Below are 16,045 nucleotides of genomic sequence, written 5' to 3'. Positions count from 1 at the left end.
AGTCAGGCTGGCTCTAGCAACCTTTCTTGGGTATTCTCTATGGGTCGAAGGTGAACGTTATGGACGGAAAGACCGTTCTCATACTCGGCCTCGGCATAGTTATTCTGCTTTTCCTGGGATTTTGCGCACTGCCAATGTGATGTTTGAGCTTGGCCTCGCGCGTACATCTTCAGTGCAGCATAACGCCGTCACGAGGCAGGTCATGCCGTCAATTTCCGGCAGACATGACCGCGCGCATCGCAATGGTGTCGGCCAGCAGAATGGCGAAGATCGCGAAAAGATAGAAAATCGAATAGGCAAACAGCGCCTTTGCAAGTTTCATCTCCTGGTCGGGAACGACCAGAAGCTTCCAGGCATGCCAGATGAAACCCGCGCCCAATGCAGCCGAAACGATCCCGTAGAATCCGCTCGCGAATCCGAACGCCCAGGGGAGCACGGCGACTGGCGCCAGAAGCAGCGAATAGGCAAGGATTTGTCTTCTGGTCGAAGCCGCTCCGACGACGTTCGGCATCATGGGGATACCGGCCGCGGCGTAATCACCGACCTTGAACAGTGCGAGCGCCCAGAAATGCGGCGGCGTCCACAGGAACACGATCAGAAAGAGAATGAAGCTTTCAATCCCGATGCCGCCGGTAGCCGCCGCCCACCCGATCACCGGAGGAAGCGCGCCCGCGGCGCCGCCAATGACGATATTCTGCGGCGTCGAGCGCTTCAGCCACATCGTATAGATCACGACATAGAAGAAGATGGTGAAGGCGAGCAGCGATGCCGCAAGCCAGCCCACCAGCACGCCGAGCGTCATGACCGAAAGCACGGAAAGCACCAGGCCGAAGCCGAGAGCTTCGCCCGGCATGACGCGGCCTAACGGGATCGGTCGCTTTGACGTGCGCGACATCAATGCGTCGATATCGGCATCGTACCACATGTTAAGTGCGCCTGCCGCTCCTGCTCCAACGGCAATTGCGCCGATTGCAACCAGGGCGATGACCGGGTTCATCGCCTCCGGCGCCACCATCAGCCCGACGAAAGCGGTAAAGACAGCAAGGGCCATGACCCGTGGTTTCAGAAGCGCGAAGAAATCGGCGGCCGTCGCTTCCGAGAGGCGGATGCCGGTATCCCTAAGGCGGCTTTCCCTGGTCGACATTTTCGGGCCACCACTGATGGAACCGGGTTACTTCGAGAATTGCTTCAGATAGGCGATGACATTGGCGACGTCTTCGTCCTTCTTGAGGCCGGGAAACACCATCTTCGAGCCTTTGACCATGCCCCTGGGATCGTGAAGATAGGTCGTCAGCGTGGGCTCGTCCCACACAACGCCCGATTTGCCTGCCGCGATCATGGCTTCGGAATATTTGAAATCCGGATGCGTGCCGGCCGTCCGGCCGATGACGCCGTTCAAAGACGGACCGACCTTGTTCTTGTCCTCATCAGCGATGTGGCAGGCCTTGCATTTGGTGAAGACCTTCTCACCCGCCGCGGCATCCTGTGCCTGACATTGGCCCGTGATGAAGGTCGCAACGGACATGACGGCGAAAAACGCAGTTGCACGCATGGCATTTCCTCACCGATCGCCAATATGCCTTGGACGATCCGCGCCTGCCGATGCTTGAGCCGGCATGCGCCTTGCTCCACGAAGCGGAATATCCGCTTCTCCTCCCGGTAATTACGGCACCTACGTACCACAGAATCCGGCCGGCAGATAGCACAAGCCTATCACGCCGTGTCATTCAGTCTCTTGGCGGCTTTTTCAGGTGCAGCCTTCTTCTTGGATTCTTCCGCATCGTCGCCCAAAGACCCTTAAAGGCAGGCGGCCATCAGCGCGTCGGTCTCGATTCCGGGCGCGGCGAATTCCTGCACGAAGTTCCCGTCCTTCAACACCAGGACCCGGTCGCAGACCTTGGGCAATTCCTCGATCTCGCTGGATACGAAGATGATGCTTTTGCCCTCCGCGGCAAGCTGGCGGATGATGGCGTAGATTTGCGACTTCGCTTCGACATCGACACCCCTGGTCGGCTCGTCAAGCAGCAGGATACGGCTGCCGGCATAGACCCAGCGGCCGATCACCACTTTCTGCTGGTTGCCGCCCGACAGCGTACCGACCGGCGTGTCGATACGCGCCGCCTTGATGCCGATACGACGGATGATGTCACCTGCCGCTTCTGCCATCCTCGATGCCGAGATGACGCCGTTCACCGTCACTTTCGAGAAATCAGTGGCGACGGTGTTCTCGTCGACGCCGAGCAGCGGCACGATGCCGTCCTCCTTGCGACTCTCCGGCGTCATGCCGATCCCGCTCTTGACCCGCTCGCCATAGGAGGCGCGGGTGATGTCCTTATCATCGAGCAGCACCGTGCCGGCACGCACGCCATCGAGCCCGCCGATCGCCCTCAGCAGCTCGGTGCGGCCCGAGCCGAGCAGACCGGCAAAACCCAGCACTTCTCCGCGCTTCAGATCGAACGAGACACCCGAAAGCTTCGGCGGCACGGCAAGATCGCGCACCGACAGCACGGCATCGCCTCCCCTCGCCGCGCCGACCAGCCGCTCATCCCGTTCGCTGCGGCCTAGCATCAGCCGGATGATCTCGGCGGTGTCGGCGCCGGCAACCTCGACGGTTCCCGCGACCTTGCCGTCGCGCATCACCGTAGCGGCCTGGGCGATCTGCCGGATCTCGTTCATGCGATGGCTGACATAGATCACAGCGATGCCGGCGGCGGCCAGGCTGCGCACGGCCTTGAACAGGAGTTCGACCTCCGCGGCGGCAAGCGAGCTGGTCGGCTCGTCGAGGATGACGAGCTTCGGCTCGCCGATCATGACGCGCGCGATCTCGACAAGCTGTCGTTCGGCCGGGCTCAGCGTTGCCACACGTCGGCGCGGATCGAGCTTCAGCCCAAGCCTGGCCAGCGTCTCGCGCGCCTGATGGTCCATTTCGCCATGGGAGAGCACGCCCATGCTGGACGGCCAGCGGCCGAGGAACAGGTTCTCGGCAATGCTCATTCCGACGATCAGGCTGAGTTCCTGATAGACGGCGCGCACGCCGAGCCGGGCCGCTTCAACCGTGCGCTGCGTGCCGGAACCGGTCAGCGCCGCACCGTCGATCGTGACCTCGCCACCATCGGGCACGGTGGCCCCGGTCAGCAGCCGGATCAGTGTCGATTTCCCCGCCCCGTTCTTGCCGAGCAAGGCGCGGACTTCGCCACGGCGAATTTCGAAATCGACATCGTCCAGCGCCAGCACGCCAGGATAGTGCTTGGTGGCGCCGCGCACGGCGGCGACCAGGGGCTGCGGATCCTGCTTACGGGCGGTCTGCATGGGCTGATCCTCCCGTTTTCCGTTACGCGCCAAAAATGCGGCGCTCGCGATAGCGCGTGACCAGGATGTTGGCGAGCACGGCGGCGACGATGATGACGCCGCGCACCACTTCCTGGAAGAACGGATTGATGCCGCGCAGCACCAGGCCGTTGCCGATCAGCGTGATGACGAAGACGCCGAGCAGCGTACCAAGCATCGAGCCGCGCCCGCCCGACAGCGCCGTGCCGCCGATGACGACGGCGGCGATCACGTCGAATTCGAGGCCAGAGGCGGTGCCGGCATTGCCGGAGCCGAGCCGCGCGGTCAACAGTACGCCGGCAAGTGCAGCCATCACGCCCGACGTCGTGAAGATCAGCACGCGAATGCGCGCGACGTTGATGCCGCACAGTTCCGCGGCATTGGCGTTGCCGCCGACGGCGAAGATCGACCGGCCATAGGCGGTCTTCTGGCTGACGAAGGAAAAGATTGCGAACAGCACCAGCATGACGATCGCCGAAGTAGGGATGCCGAACATGTTGTCGGCGAGGATGTCGAGGAAGGCGTTGTCGGGAAAGGTGACGGGCAGCGCGTTGGTGGTGAAGAACGACATGCCGCGCAGCGCGCTCCACAGGCCGAGCGTGGCGACGAAGGATGGTACCCCGAAATAGGCGCGCAACGATCCGGCAAAGGTGCCGAGCGCGCCGCCGATGGCGAGCGCTGCCAGGATGGCCAGCGCGACATTGACATCGGCCTTCAGCATGAAGGCGAGACAGACGGAGGTGAAGGCGACCATCGGCCCGACGCTGACGTCGATCTCGCCGGCGATGATGATCAGCGTCACTGCCCAGGCGGCAATCGCGATGGAGGCCGCGTCGCGCAGCAGCGAAAGGTGATTGTTGGCCGACAGAAAGCCGTTGGTGGTCGCGCCGAAGCCGAAATAGAGGACGAGAAGGATGACGATCAGGCCGATCTCGTTCATGTCGAGCGCGAACAGGCGAAAGCCGCGCCGACGGCTGGTTGTGGTTGTGGTCGCGCTCATCGCAATCTTCCTTGTCAGGGCCGGTGGCAGGTGTAACGGATGGAACCCGCGAGGCTTTCACCGGGTGCCAGCCTTACCAGCCCGCCGCCGGAGGCCATGTTATGCCCATTGGCACTATGGCTCATCGGTTCGAAACAGAAGAAATCATAGTCGTAGCCGGCATCGAATGCCGGATCGGAGACGAAGACCAGATAGCGGGAAAAGAGCGGGTCGGCATCGATCGCCAACGAAATCCCGCTCTCCGGCCAGTCGATGTCAGCCCCGCCGTTCCAGCCCTCGAAAACCGTATTGACCCAGCGGCGCGGCAGGCCGCGTGGCTGGGCGAAGTCGATATCGCCAGCGACCGGATGCTCGACGGTCGGCAGCCAGGAGGAATCCTCGTCCCAACAGGAACGAGCAGCCGCCTTGAGCGTGGTTCCTTTCGTCAGGGGGAAATATGGATGCCAGCCGAGGCCGAAGGGCAGCGCGAACTCTCCTCGGTTGGTGACGGACAGCGTTGTCGTCAGCGTGGGACCGGCAAGCGAAAAGCGCTGCTCGGCATCGTATGCGTAGGGCGTTCCGGTGCCCCGGTGGCTGAACGCAAGTGCGATCTCGGTGCCTGTGTGGCGGACAATTTGCCATTCGCCGGTCCAGCCGTCGCCATGCAGATAGTGCCTGTCCCAGTCCGTGTTGGGTTCGAGCGAATATTCCACGCCCTCGAAGGAAAAGCGGTTGTCGCGCACGCGGTTGCCGAAAGGCACCAGCGGAAAGCAGCCCGATTGCAACGCCGCGCGTTCCCGCCCCTGCGGCGGCTCGCGAAACAACGGCATCTCCACACCGCCCGAACGCGAGAAGAACCGCCAGATCGCTCCACTGGTCGTGGTGACGGTGAGGCTCAGTGCTTCGTTGGCGATTTCGATATCGGCCATCGCTCAGTCCGGGAATTCGACGATGACTTTTCCGGAGCGTCCGCCTGCCATCAGCGCATAGGCTTCGGGCGCCTTTTCCAGTGGGAAGGCATCGGTGATGATGTCGTGCGGGTGCAGGCCCCAGGCATCGAGGTCCTCGCAGCACTGGTCCATATTGTGGACGCTGGTCACCCAGGAGCCATAGATGGTCCGCTGGCGGTGCAGAAGGTCGTCGCTGACGTCGAACTCGACCTTGCCGGTTTCGCCGATATAGACGCAGCGCCCCCAGGTGCGGGTCGCCTGCAGCGCCAGCACCCGGCCGCGTGGATTGCCGGAGCAGTCGATGGCAACCGCGGCACCACCCTTGGTCAGTTCATTGATGGCGTCGAGCGCGTCCGGCCCGGCGACGAGGCCGTGATCGAGCAGGCCGAGCTTCTTCGCCGTCTCGACCCGGTCGGGCTGGGTATCGACGCCGATCGCCAGGCGCGCGCCACGGCCCCTGGCCAGCATCAGCGCCGCCATGCCGACCGGCCCGAGGCCGACGACGAGCACGGCATCGCTGCCCGAAACATTGCCGCGCAAAACAGCCTCGTAAGCGGTACCGACGCCGCAGGAGATGAAGCAGCCGTCGCGATAGGACAGCGTGTCAGGCAGATGTACGAGATCGCGCTCGTCGGCGACGAGATATTCGGCATGACCGCCATCGCGCTGCCAGCCATAGGCGGCGCGCTGCGGATCGGTGCAGGAAATCTGGAACCCCTTGCGGCAGCTGCGGCAGAAGCCGCAGCCGGAAATATGATAGACGGCGACACGGTCGCCCGGCTTGAAATGCCGGCAGCCGGCGCCAAGCTCGACAACTTGGCCCGCAGGCTCATGCCCTGCCACCACGCCCTGATAGGACGTGCGCGGATCGTCGCCGAGATGCTTGTGATAGATATAGTGGATGTCGCTGCCGCAGATGCCGGACGCCTTCATCTTCAGGAGCACTTGTCCGATGCCCGGCTCAGGGCGGTCGATTTCGCGCAGGTCGACGGTGGAATTGCCTGGGAGGTAGGCGGCAAGCATCTTTGGCATGGTCAGGCTCCGAACCCGGCCCTTTTCGGCCGTGGGCAGTATCCGAGATTGTCGGTTTCCCGAAAAGTTGTCGGTTTCCCAAAAGTTGGCCGCCGGGATGCGGCGGCCAGCATCGCACGGTTGGGGAGGATGCGATCAGGAAAGGCCGTCCTTATGGGTTTCGAGCCACTTCTTGGCATCGTCGGCCGATTTGAAGATCGATATGCCCATGGGCACGATGACGTCGGCGGCCTTCTTGCCCTCGGCGCCGTTCAGCGCCTGTTCGAGCGCCAGCTTGCCGATGCCCTGGCCGGACACGTCGGCGATTGCCTTCATCACCGAGAAGTCGGCGAGCTCGGTCGCGGCCGAGGACGTCATGTCGGCAGCGAAGACGACGACCTTCCCGGTCAGGCCGCGCTGCTTGATGGTGCGCACCGCGCCGGTGCCGGCATCGCCGCCCTCGCCGAAGAAAGCGTTGATGTCCGGATTGGCCGACAGCATCTGGTCGCTCACCGACACCGCATCATCGAGCACGGTGCCGCGCTGGTTCGCCGAGATGACGTAGCCCGGAACCTTGGCCTTGAGCGCTGCCTCAAAACCTTCGCGGCGCTTGACGCAAACTTCCACGAATTCGCAGTTCAGCACGCCGATCTTCGGCTCCTTGATGCCCTGGGCAATGAAATAGTCGGCCGCGACGTCGCCGAGCTGGCGGCCGAACTCCGTCGGATCGGCGACCGCATAGGCATAGACGTATTTCTTCATGTCGGCGTCGTTGATGCAGGTGTTGTAGCAGACGACCGGAATGCCGGCCTCATGTGCCCGCTTGATGGCACGCACCGAACCGTCGGCGGAAACGGCGGACAGGATGATCGCCTTGACATTGGCCGAGATCAGCCGGTCGATGAAGGACGCTTCGGCGCCGGGGTCGGCGCGCGCATTGGTCTCGAGCAGGTCGATTTTCTTGCCCATCGAATTGGCGCCGTCCTGGATGCCCTTGCGTACGGCGGCGTAGAAGCCGACGTCATCGAGATAGATGGCGCCGATGCCGGTCGAATCGGCCAGCGCCGGCGCGGCCGCCGAGGCAAACGTTGCCGCCGCAAGTGCCGCGATTGCAAACTGCTTCATGGATTTCATGTCGTCCTCCCAACGGATGGTGAATTGCGCCCGTCGCGGCGCCGCAGCCAATTCGGACTGCAGGCAAACCTCTCCCTACGGGACTTGCCCAATCCGAGATCGACACTGACATCTAGATCGGATCAAACTGATTTATAGATACTATGTTTAGTATGGCTGTCAACGCCTTTCTCAAGCGACCAAGCACCAGATCGGCGCTTATTGCTGCATCGCAGCATCGGAATTGACGTTGAACACGCCAGCAAAGTCGACTAACGTGCCACATAGATATGATCTATTAGGCGATTGCGCGGGAGTTCCCAGGTGAAGATCACAGGCATCGAGACCCGCGTGGTCAACGCGGAAATGCGAAACTGGGTGTTTGTGAAGGTGCTGACCGATGAGCCCGGGCTGTATGGTTGGGGTGAAGCGACGCTGGAATGGAAGACAAGGGCCGTGGTCGGCGCCGTCGAGGATCTGGCGCCGCTGATCGTCGGGCGTGATCCTCGCGACATCGAACAGGCCGTACGGGTCATGCGCAAGCAGTCGTTCTGGCGGCTCGGTGCGATTGGCATGAGCGCGATCTCCGGCATCGAGATGGCCTTGTGGGACATTATGGGCAAGCATTTCGGCGTGCCCGTGTGGCGGCTGCTTGGCGGCAAGGTGCGCGACAAGGTCGGCGTCTATACCCATCTCGGTCTTGGCGACATGCGCGCCGTCTACGAGACGATGGAGACCGATCCGCTGGTCGAGCGCGCGCATGCCGTGGTCGAGAAGGGCTATCGTGCCTTCAAGGCGGTGTTCATTCCCTACACCCACTATCACGCACCGCTGCCCGATGTGGACAAGGTGGCGCGGCTGATGGAGGCACTACGCAAGGCAGTCGGGCCGGAGATCGAGATCATGGTCGATTTTCATGGCCGCCCGGCGTCGGTTTCCGCCGCACTTGCCTATATCGAGGCCCTCGCGCCCGGCCGGCCGATGTTCGTCGAGGAGCCATTGCCGCCCGGTGATACGGCCGGACTGAAGGCACTCGCCACCCGCACCTCGGTGCCGCTGGCAACCGGCGAACGGCTGGTCGAACGCGCGGAGTTCGTCGAACTGCTGTCAGCCAGTGCGGTCAGCATTGTCCAGCCCGACATCTGCCATTGCGGCGGTCTCTCCGAGGCCAAGAAGATCGCGGCCCATGCCGAGGCAGTCGGCGTCGGCGTTGCTCCCCATAACCCGCTCGGGCCGATCGCCGGCGTCGCCGCCCTCCACTTCGCCGTCTCGACGCCGAACCATATCATCCAGGAGGAAATGGTCGGTGCCGTGCCGTGGTATTTCGACGTGGTCAAGGGTCCGATCCGCATGGTCGACGGTTTCTGGCAGGTGCCGGACGCGCCCGGTCTCGGCATCGAGGTTGACGAGGCGGTTTGCGCGCGCCATCCCTTCGCGCCCGAAGTGCTGCACACGCAGAACGCCGTGATGCCGGACGGCACGATCGTCGACTGGTGAGGATGGCCGACTGATGAGGATGAAATGACCGGACGTCTGCAGGACAAGGTCGCGATCATAACCGGCGCCGGGCGCGGCATCGGCGAGGCGATCGCCCGCGCCTTCCACCGCGAAGGCGCCAAGGTCGTCATCGCCGAGATCGACGAGGTGACCGGCGAGGCGGTCGCAACGGGTCTTTCGACAAACAGGGCAAGCGCCCTGTTTGTCCCATGCGACGTGCGCGACACAGCCTCGGTCGAAGCCGTCGCCGACGCAACGCTGAAACGGTTCGGCCGTATCGATATCCTCGTCAACAATGCCGGCATCAACGTCTTCCACGATCCGCTGGAGACAAGCGAAGCCGAATGGCGGCGCTGCTTCGACATCGATCTCGACGGTGTCTGGCGCATGAGCAAGGCGGCGTTGCCGGCCATGCTCGACCAGAGCGCCGGCTCGATCGTCAACATTGCCTCCACGCACAGTTTTTCGATCATCCCCGGTTGCTTCCCCTACCCTGTAGCCAAGCACGGACTCCTGGGCCTTACCCGCGCGCTCGGCATCGACTACGCGGCCAGGGGGGTGCGGGTGAATGCCATCGCGCCCGGCTACATCGAGACGCAGATCGCCGTCGACTACTGGAACACGTTTCCGGACCCCGAGGCGGAGCGGCGGCGTACCTATGATCTGCACCCGCAAAAGCGCATCGGCAAACCCGAGGAGGTGGCGATGACGGCGCTGTTCCTCGCCTCCGACGAGGCGCCCTTCCTCAACGCCGCCTGCATCGTCGTCGATGGCGGCCGCTCGGTACTCTACCATGACTGACCGCGGCGTTGCGCGGCGCGCCGGTCGCGCCTATCAGTTGCAGGCTGAAGAAGGGTCGGGAAACCATGGCATCTGATCTTGGCGTGGCTGAAGACGGTTCGTTGCGCCGCGTCGAGACCGAAGGCGGTGGCGGCAGCCGTATCCACGATTCCGTGGTCAATGTGCTCGGCAGCCGCATCCTTGGCGGCGCCTACCGGCCGGGCGAAGTGCTGCCGCGCGAGGAAGAGCTCTGCGCCATGCTCGGCGTCAGCCGCACCTCGGTGCGCGAAGCGGTCAAGGTGCTGTCGGCCAAGGGGTTGGTGGAGGCGCGGCGCCGGGTCGGCGTGCGCGTGCTCTCGCGCGACGACTGGCGGCTGCTCGATCCCGTGGTGCTGAGCTGGCATCCGGATATCCAGAACGACAGCGAGCTGATTTCGGGCCTGATCGAGGCGCGCCGTATCTTCGAACCGGCCGCCGCCGAGCTTGCCGCCAGGCGCGGCACCGGTTCCGACCTCGCCGCGATCGAGGCGGCCTTCAACGCCATGCGCGATTCCATCCCGCACGACCTCGACGGTGTCTGCCGGGCGGACCTGGCCTTCCACCGCAGCGTGATCGCGGCCAGCCACAACGTCGTTTTGAAGGGGCTGATCGGGATGCTGGAAGCGGCGCTCAGCGCGTCCTTCCTCGTCACCAACAGGCTGATGGAGGCGCAGTCGCGGGCGCTTGCCGCGCATCAGGCCGTACTCGAAGCGATCCGCATGCGCGACACCGCCGGCGCCAGGGCCGCGATGAACCGGCTGCTCGACATCGCCGCCGACGACCTGCAGGTCGCCTAGACTGACCTTTACCGAAGGCGCCGCAGCCTCTTCTACAACGAAAAAGGCCGCCTCGAGGGCGGCCTTTCACAATTCGTCGGGATGCCTTGTTATCCTTCGTCCTTGGCGGCCTTCTTCTTCGGCGCGGCCTTCTTCTTGGGCTCTTCTGCGTCGTCGGCCTTCTCAGCCTTCTCCGCAGCGGCCTTCTTCGCCGGCTTCGCCTTGGCCGTCTCGGTTTCCTCGTCGTCGGCCATCAGCTCTTCCTTGCTGACCTTGACGTCGGTGACGGAGATCTGGCCGAGCAGATGGTCGACGACCTTCTCCTCGAACATCGGCGCGCGCAGCGTGTTCAGCGCCTCGGGGTTGCTGCGGTAGAATTCGAAGGCTTCCTGCTGCTGGTTGGCCGGATAGCGGCGCACCTGCTCAAGCAGTCCGCGCTGCAATTCCTCATCCGACACGGTGACACCGGCCTTCTCGCCGATCTCGGCCAGAACCAGGCCAAGGCGCACGCGGCGTTCGGCAAGGCGCATATATTCGGCGCGCGCCTCTTCTTCCGTCGTCTCCTCGTCGGCGAAGGTACGGCCGGCGGCTTCGAGATCGCGGGTAACCTGGTTCCAGATATTGGAGAACTCGGCCTCGACGAGCCTCGACGGCGCCTCGAACGAATAGGCTGCGTCGAGCTGGTCAAGCAGCTGGCGCTTGACTTTCTGGCGCGTCATCGAGCCGAACTGGTTCTCGATCTGGGTGCGCACCACCTCACGCAGGCGCTCCAGCGACTCCAGGCCGAGATTCTTGGCCGTTTCGTCGTTGATCTCCAGCGCGCCGGGCTTGGAGACTTCCTTGACGGTGACGTCGAAGGTGGCTTCCTTGCCGGCCAGATGCGCCGCTTGGTAGTTTTCCGGGAAGGTCACGGTGACCTGCTTCTCGTCGCCAGCCTTGCTGCCGATAAGCTGATCCTCGAAGCCCGGGATGAATTCCTTGGAGCCGAGCACCAGCGGCTGGTCAGTGCCGGCGCCGCCGGCAAAGGCCTCACCGTCGATCTTGCCGACATAGTCGATGCTCACGCGGTCGCCTTCGGCGGCCTTGCCGGTCTTCGGCTCGTAGCTGCGCGCCGATTCGGCGACGCGCTGGACCTGCTCGTCGATCTCGGTATCCGGCACATCGAACACCTGACGCGTCACCTTGATGTCGGAGAAATCCTTGATCTCGATCGTCGGAATGATCTCGTAGTTCAGGCGGAACTCGAAATCGGCGCCGCCAGCCAGGATCTTCTCGGCTTCCTTCTCGTCCTCGGTCATGATCACTTCGGGCTGCATGGCGGCCTTTTCGCCGCGCCCGGTGATGATCGAACGGGTCGAATCATTGAGGATCTCGTTGACCACTTCGGCCATGAACGACTTGCCGTAGACCTTGCGCAGGTGCTGCACCGGCACCTTGCCGGGGCGGAAGCCGTTGATACGGACCTTGTTTCTGGCGTCGGTAAGCCGCGCCATCAGCTTGGCTTCCATATCACCGGCCGGCACGGTGATCTTGATCTCGCGCTTGAGACCGGAGTTGAGCGTTTCGGTGACCTGCATCATAAAACCTTTGTTTCCACCAATGAGGCCGCCAAACGGCTCCTGCCGTTTACTGCCTGCCGGTATGATCTTGCCGGGAATGGCTTTTGGCGCGGAACTTCAGGATTTGCCCGCCCAACGCGGCTCAAATCCTCAGGAAATACGCTCCAAAATGTGAATAAGTCTTTGTTTTTCCTACTTCTTATCACATTCGGCAGAAGCGGATCGTCGCGTCCCGTCACATTTGACACGCCTTTTGTCACAGGCGCGGCCGATTTTCAACCATCTTCGCATCTACAGCGCCGCGCGTCTTCTTGGACGCGCAAAGGACGCTGTAGCACCCTGATTTTGGCGCATGACCCTTCCCGAAATCGATTTTTTCGATTTTCAGGATCATGTGCCGGCCAATGACCGCTGATGTGGTCTGCGACATTGACAGAATGATGGCTACATGGGATTGGCCGATCGACGCGGATGTGGCGGAATTGGTAGACGCCCTGGATTTAGGTTCCAGTGCCGAAAGGCGTGGGGGTTCGAGTCCCTTCATCCGCACCAGCAAATCGAAGCCATCTGATCAGACGGCGCGAATATCCGCGACTGCGGCCGGGTGTCAGCGAGCGAAGACTATAGCGAAGACTATAAAGTCGATTATCTCGCCAACAAGGTTGGGGTCACCAGAGTCATTGGAAATCGATGCGACCTCCAGAGGTAATCGTCAGTCGTTATAGGACTGTCCCCGGCTATCTTACCTGGCTAAAAATGACCTGCCTGGGACTCTGACTCTTATCGTGCGGTAAAAACGAGGTGGCCCGAGCAGAACATGCCGGGCGTTAGGACTACGTCCTTGCCTTCTCCAATCCGACGCCAGCAGGCATGCTCAACGCGCAGGCAAGGATATCGACTGGGCTTCTGGATTTAAGATCGTTGGCAACTTCAAATCCTGCCGTTCGTACTTGAACGTTTTCCGCGCGAATTTGATGAACGGGCGCTCTAGCAGCCACCATGCCACGAAAGCAATGAAAGCAAGGGCTGCGATGTAGGAGGCAAATCCCTCAGCAACGGAAGCCCGCGCGTACAGAATTTTCGGCCAATAGACAGCGAGCGGCAGGTGGAAAAGGTAAAGCGAATATGCACCGATGCCGACCCATGACAGCGGCAGTAACAAGGTCGGATATCGTCGCCGGCTGGTTACGACGAGAACCAAAATCAGCGTGTAGCTCGCGGCAATGAAAGTGTAGCCGACGGTGACCATGAGCGGTGCAAAGATCGTCAATTTTGCCAAGGCCAATCCGCACCAGCCCAGGACAAATACACCGGTCAGCAACTTGAGGACTGAGCGATTCCTCTGCAGAAGGGCACGGCGATGGTCTTGCGACAGAAACCACGCAGCCAGGACTCCAGCGAATAGCGAATCCATTCGGCAAGGCAGGAGCATGTATGCCGGCATATTGCAGCCGGACAGCCAGAATGCCGTTCGAAGGATCGGCGCAAGAACGATCAGCAGCACAAGCGTGGCCGGCAGATGTTTACCAGGTAGGAAGCGGATCAGGAGCGGGAGCACCAAATAGAACTGTTCCTCGACGGCCAGAGACCATGTCGGGCCTACAACAAACTGACCGAACCGTTCCTGGACCGACCACTGAATATTCTGCACAAAAAACACAAGCGCCCAGGTATCTTCGTCGACGGCGAGCCAGGTGGCGACGCCAATCAAAATAGCGTAGAGCGGCAGGACGCGCGCGGCGCGGCGCGCATAGAACACGCGGAAATAGTTTCCTGCGCTCGCGTTGGCCAACAGGATCGATCCTATCAGGAAACCCGACAGGACGAAGAAGAGATCGACGCCAGACCATAGCAGAGAGAATGCTCCTGCGAGCAACGGGAATGCCGAGGCGAGGTGCGTGGCAAAGGCATGCCAACAGACGACCGCCGAAATAGCAATGCCACGCAATCCATCGATAGCTGGGTTTCGGCCGATGCTGAGAGGCTGCAATGAGATACCCTGGGCGCTGTATATTTGAAGTATGCGCTGCAAAAGTTTCTAAAATGCAGTGGCCTATTCAGGGCATCAAGACGATCAAGGTTTGTCGGCGCATTCTAATATTCTAATAAAGCGGTTCCTCGAATAGCATCTTGTCGCCGTCCATCAGCGCCTTGATCTGCGCCGTGCCGTCCTTGGCGATCGCGACGCGCATGCCGAACGGCCGCACACGCATGTCGTTCTGGATCGCTATCCCCTCGCCTTCCGGCAGGTAGAAGCGCTCGATGCCGTAGTCCGGCGCGATCGTCGTTTCTGGTGTGCGCAGATCCCAACCCGCGGCGACGTGGCCGACGATATCGGCCTCGTCGGCTGCGGCCGGCGCCGGAGCCTGCCCGAACCAGGCGGCAGTCGGTTGCCAATAACCGTCGGCGCCCGGCTTCAGCCTGACCACGATCGGCGTGTCATCACTCGAGAACTTGTCGGCCGGAACGTTGGCGATCAGCTTCACCGGTATGCGCGAAATGTCGTAGCTGAGGAAAATATAGTCGCCGCGCAGGAGATCGCGCGGATCGACCGGTTCGACCTTGAGCAGGACTTGCCTGCCATCGCGCAGGATCGCTGCCCGGCCGGCGATGATCCAGCTCAGAAAACCGATCTGGACGAGCGCCAGCACCAGCGCCGAGATGATAAGTCTTTTCCCGGTCATCATGCTCTCGCTCCTTCCACGCCAGGCGCCTTCATGCGCTTTTCGATGCGGATGATGACAAAGGCAAGGATGCCGAGCAGCACCGCGGCCGCCAAGAAGAAGCCTGCTGTGTCGAGCATCGACTGCAGCATCACCACATAGATGATGGCGAGCTCGAAGGCGAAGCCGGCATAGGCAACCCAGCGCAGCCCCCTGCTCTCGCGCCCTCCGAGCACGATCGCCGCGGCAATACCGGCAAGCGCCAAGGCCGAGGCAATGGCAAAGCCGCTGGTGTAGCTCGCTTCATTGGCCAGTTGGAACTGGATCAGCGCCAGGCCGGTGAGGAAGCCGATCAGCGCGTGCAGGGGCAGCCGGCCACCAAGCTGCAGGATCCTGTCGACAGGTCCAGCGGCGAAGATCGCCGCCGCGAACAGCAGCATCGAGACGACCACGAGCGGAATGGCGACCTGCAGCGTCTCGTACTCCATCGCCAACAGCACGAGATAGAAGATGACCGATAGAATGATCAGGTGCCGCGCCGCCTGGCTGCGGGTCCAGAATGAAATGCCGAACAGCACGATCGCCATGACGACGAAGAGATGCGGAAATTCCGTGCGGCGGAAATAGTCGAACCCCCTGAGGAACAGCCAGGCGTCGGCAATGCCGACGGCAGCGACGGTCAGCGGGTTCGAGCGCAGCGCGACCGCCGCCAGAGCCGTGCCTGCTCCCCAGGTCACCAGGGCCGACGCCTCGTCGCCGGACAGATGGTACATCTGGCCGATCAGCGCGATCGATCCGCCGAAGGCCGCGGCAGCGACGATCCACAGCGCCTCGCCGATCGCGGCATGGTCGCGCATCTTCAGCACCGCGCCGCCGACATAGCCGGCGAGGATGATGGCGAACAGCGCCGCCACCCGCGCCAGCCGCGGAATGGATTCCCAATTGGCGGCGACGAAGATCAGGATGGCCGCGCCAAACAGCAGCGCCGCCATCATTGCCAGGATCGAACCGAAGCTCAGCGATTTGCGCTCATTGGCCTCGACATCGCGCGTCAGCGCGCCGGCCGTCGAGGCATCGATCAGGCCGGCCTGCGTCCATCGTGCGATATCGGCCCTGACCCGTGATGAATAGCTCGCCATCCCTTCTCCGCCGGCTTTCGTCTTATTTTTAGCCGACCCGGCCAAACCGTTGACGCCACGGCATTTTCCAATTCGGGCTTCTTTGTGACGAAGCCGTGAGCGCGTCGTGATGTTGCATTGCACAATTTGCATTGCTGCCATGCAGCGATAGCGCTTTTAAACCGATATAAGCCCACCTATCTTCTGGTCATACAGAAAGACGGAATGATCCG

At 62.2% G+C, this 16,045-nt stretch carries 14 protein-coding genes and 1 tRNA gene; 4 read left to right on the top strand and 11 right to left on the bottom strand.

All coding sequences use genetic code 11. The features are described from left to right. Positions 1-208 precede the first annotated feature (208 nt). The 7 genes from OHD62_RS26605 to OHD62_RS26575 all read right to left on the bottom strand — a co-directional run bounded on the left by OHD62_RS26605 (position 209) and on the right by OHD62_RS26575 (position 7,401). Complete coding sequence (locus OHD62_RS26605) at positions 209-1,144, bottom strand: heme o synthase (protein ID WP_263789034.1); 936 nt, start codon at positions 1,142-1,144, stop codon at positions 209-211. Positions 1,145-1,171: 27 nt separating this feature from the next. Continuing rightward, on the bottom strand, positions 1,172-1,552 hold the full coding sequence (locus tag OHD62_RS26600) for a c-type cytochrome (protein WP_412177424.1): 381 nt from the start codon (positions 1,550-1,552) through the stop codon (positions 1,172-1,174). A 245-nt stretch (positions 1,553-1,797) separates the two neighbouring features. Continuing rightward, positions 1,798-3,309 (bottom strand): sugar ABC transporter ATP-binding protein, encoded by a 1,512-nt coding sequence (locus OHD62_RS26595; RefSeq protein ID WP_263789033.1) that lies wholly within the window; start codon positions 3,307-3,309, stop codon positions 1,798-1,800. A gap of 22 nt (positions 3,310-3,331) precedes the next feature. Continuing rightward, positions 3,332-4,327: an ABC transporter permease gene (locus tag OHD62_RS26590; RefSeq protein ID WP_263789032.1), complete on the bottom strand. Its 996-nt coding sequence runs from the start codon at positions 4,325-4,327 to the stop codon at positions 3,332-3,334. Between the two features lie 14 nt (positions 4,328-4,341). After that, complete coding sequence (locus OHD62_RS26585; protein WP_263789031.1) at positions 4,342-5,235, bottom strand: aldose 1-epimerase; 894 nt, start codon at positions 5,233-5,235, stop codon at positions 4,342-4,344. A gap of 3 nt (positions 5,236-5,238) precedes the next feature. Next, positions 5,239-6,288 carry a zinc-dependent alcohol dehydrogenase family protein gene (locus OHD62_RS26580; protein WP_263789030.1) on the bottom strand — a complete coding sequence of 350 codons (1,050 nt, stop codon included), beginning with the start codon at positions 6,286-6,288 and terminating at the stop codon, positions 5,239-5,241. Between the two features lie 135 nt (positions 6,289-6,423). Continuing rightward, a complete protein-coding gene (locus OHD62_RS26575) occupies positions 6,424-7,401 on the bottom strand; it encodes a substrate-binding domain-containing protein (RefSeq protein ID WP_263789029.1) in 978 nt (325 codons plus the stop codon). A 303-nt stretch (positions 7,402-7,704) separates the two neighbouring features. Between OHD62_RS26575 and dgoD the strand changes: the two genes are divergently transcribed. The 3 genes from dgoD to OHD62_RS26560 all read left to right on the top strand — a co-directional run bounded on the left by dgoD (position 7,705) and on the right by OHD62_RS26560 (position 10,493). After that, positions 7,705-8,877 carry a galactonate dehydratase gene (dgoD, locus tag OHD62_RS26570; RefSeq protein ID WP_263789028.1) on the top strand — a complete coding sequence of 391 codons (1,173 nt, stop codon included), beginning with the start codon at positions 7,705-7,707 and terminating at the stop codon, positions 8,875-8,877. A gap of 24 nt (positions 8,878-8,901) precedes the next feature. Then, positions 8,902-9,678 (top strand): SDR family oxidoreductase, encoded by a 777-nt coding sequence (locus OHD62_RS26565; RefSeq protein ID WP_263789027.1) that lies wholly within the window; start codon positions 8,902-8,904, stop codon positions 9,676-9,678. A gap of 65 nt (positions 9,679-9,743) precedes the next feature. Continuing rightward, positions 9,744-10,493: a FadR/GntR family transcriptional regulator gene (locus OHD62_RS26560; RefSeq protein WP_133117269.1), complete on the top strand. Its 750-nt coding sequence runs from the start codon at positions 9,744-9,746 to the stop codon at positions 10,491-10,493. An 89-nt stretch (positions 10,494-10,582) separates the two neighbouring features. On the opposite strand, the gene tig is transcribed toward OHD62_RS26560, so the two are convergent. Further along, complete coding sequence (gene tig / locus OHD62_RS26555) at positions 10,583-12,049, bottom strand: trigger factor (RefSeq protein ID WP_263790162.1); 1,467 nt, start codon at positions 12,047-12,049, stop codon at positions 10,583-10,585. 449 nt (positions 12,050-12,498) lie between these two features. On the opposite strand from tig, the gene OHD62_RS26550 reads away from it, so the two are divergent. Then, positions 12,499-12,583 (top strand) — tRNA-Leu (locus tag OHD62_RS26550). A gap of 322 nt (positions 12,584-12,905) precedes the next feature. Here the strand turns inward: OHD62_RS26550 and OHD62_RS26545 are convergent. The 3 genes from OHD62_RS26545 to OHD62_RS26535 all read right to left on the bottom strand — a co-directional run bounded on the left by OHD62_RS26545 (position 12,906) and on the right by OHD62_RS26535 (position 15,833). Continuing rightward, a complete protein-coding gene (locus OHD62_RS26545; protein ID WP_263789026.1) occupies positions 12,906-14,021 on the bottom strand; it encodes an acyltransferase family protein in 1,116 nt (371 codons plus the stop codon). A gap of 112 nt (positions 14,022-14,133) precedes the next feature. Next, complete coding sequence (locus OHD62_RS26540) at positions 14,134-14,718, bottom strand: GDYXXLXY domain-containing protein (protein WP_263789025.1); 585 nt, start codon at positions 14,716-14,718, stop codon at positions 14,134-14,136. Continuing rightward, entirely contained in the window at positions 14,715-15,833 is a 1,119-nt protein-coding gene (locus OHD62_RS26535) for a DUF2157 domain-containing protein (RefSeq protein WP_263789024.1), read from the bottom strand. The genes OHD62_RS26540 and OHD62_RS26535 overlap by 4 nt, the downstream gene beginning before the upstream one ends. Positions 15,834-16,045: the final 212 nt, after the last annotated feature.

It is taken from the genome of Mesorhizobium sp. YC-39, assembly GCF_025753795.1.
In the GTDB taxonomy this organism is placed as follows: Bacteria; Pseudomonadota; Alphaproteobacteria; order Rhizobiales; family Rhizobiaceae; genus Mesorhizobium.
The sequence above is the reverse complement of the archived record's forward strand: the minus strand, read 5'-3'. Positions and strand labels throughout refer to the sequence as shown.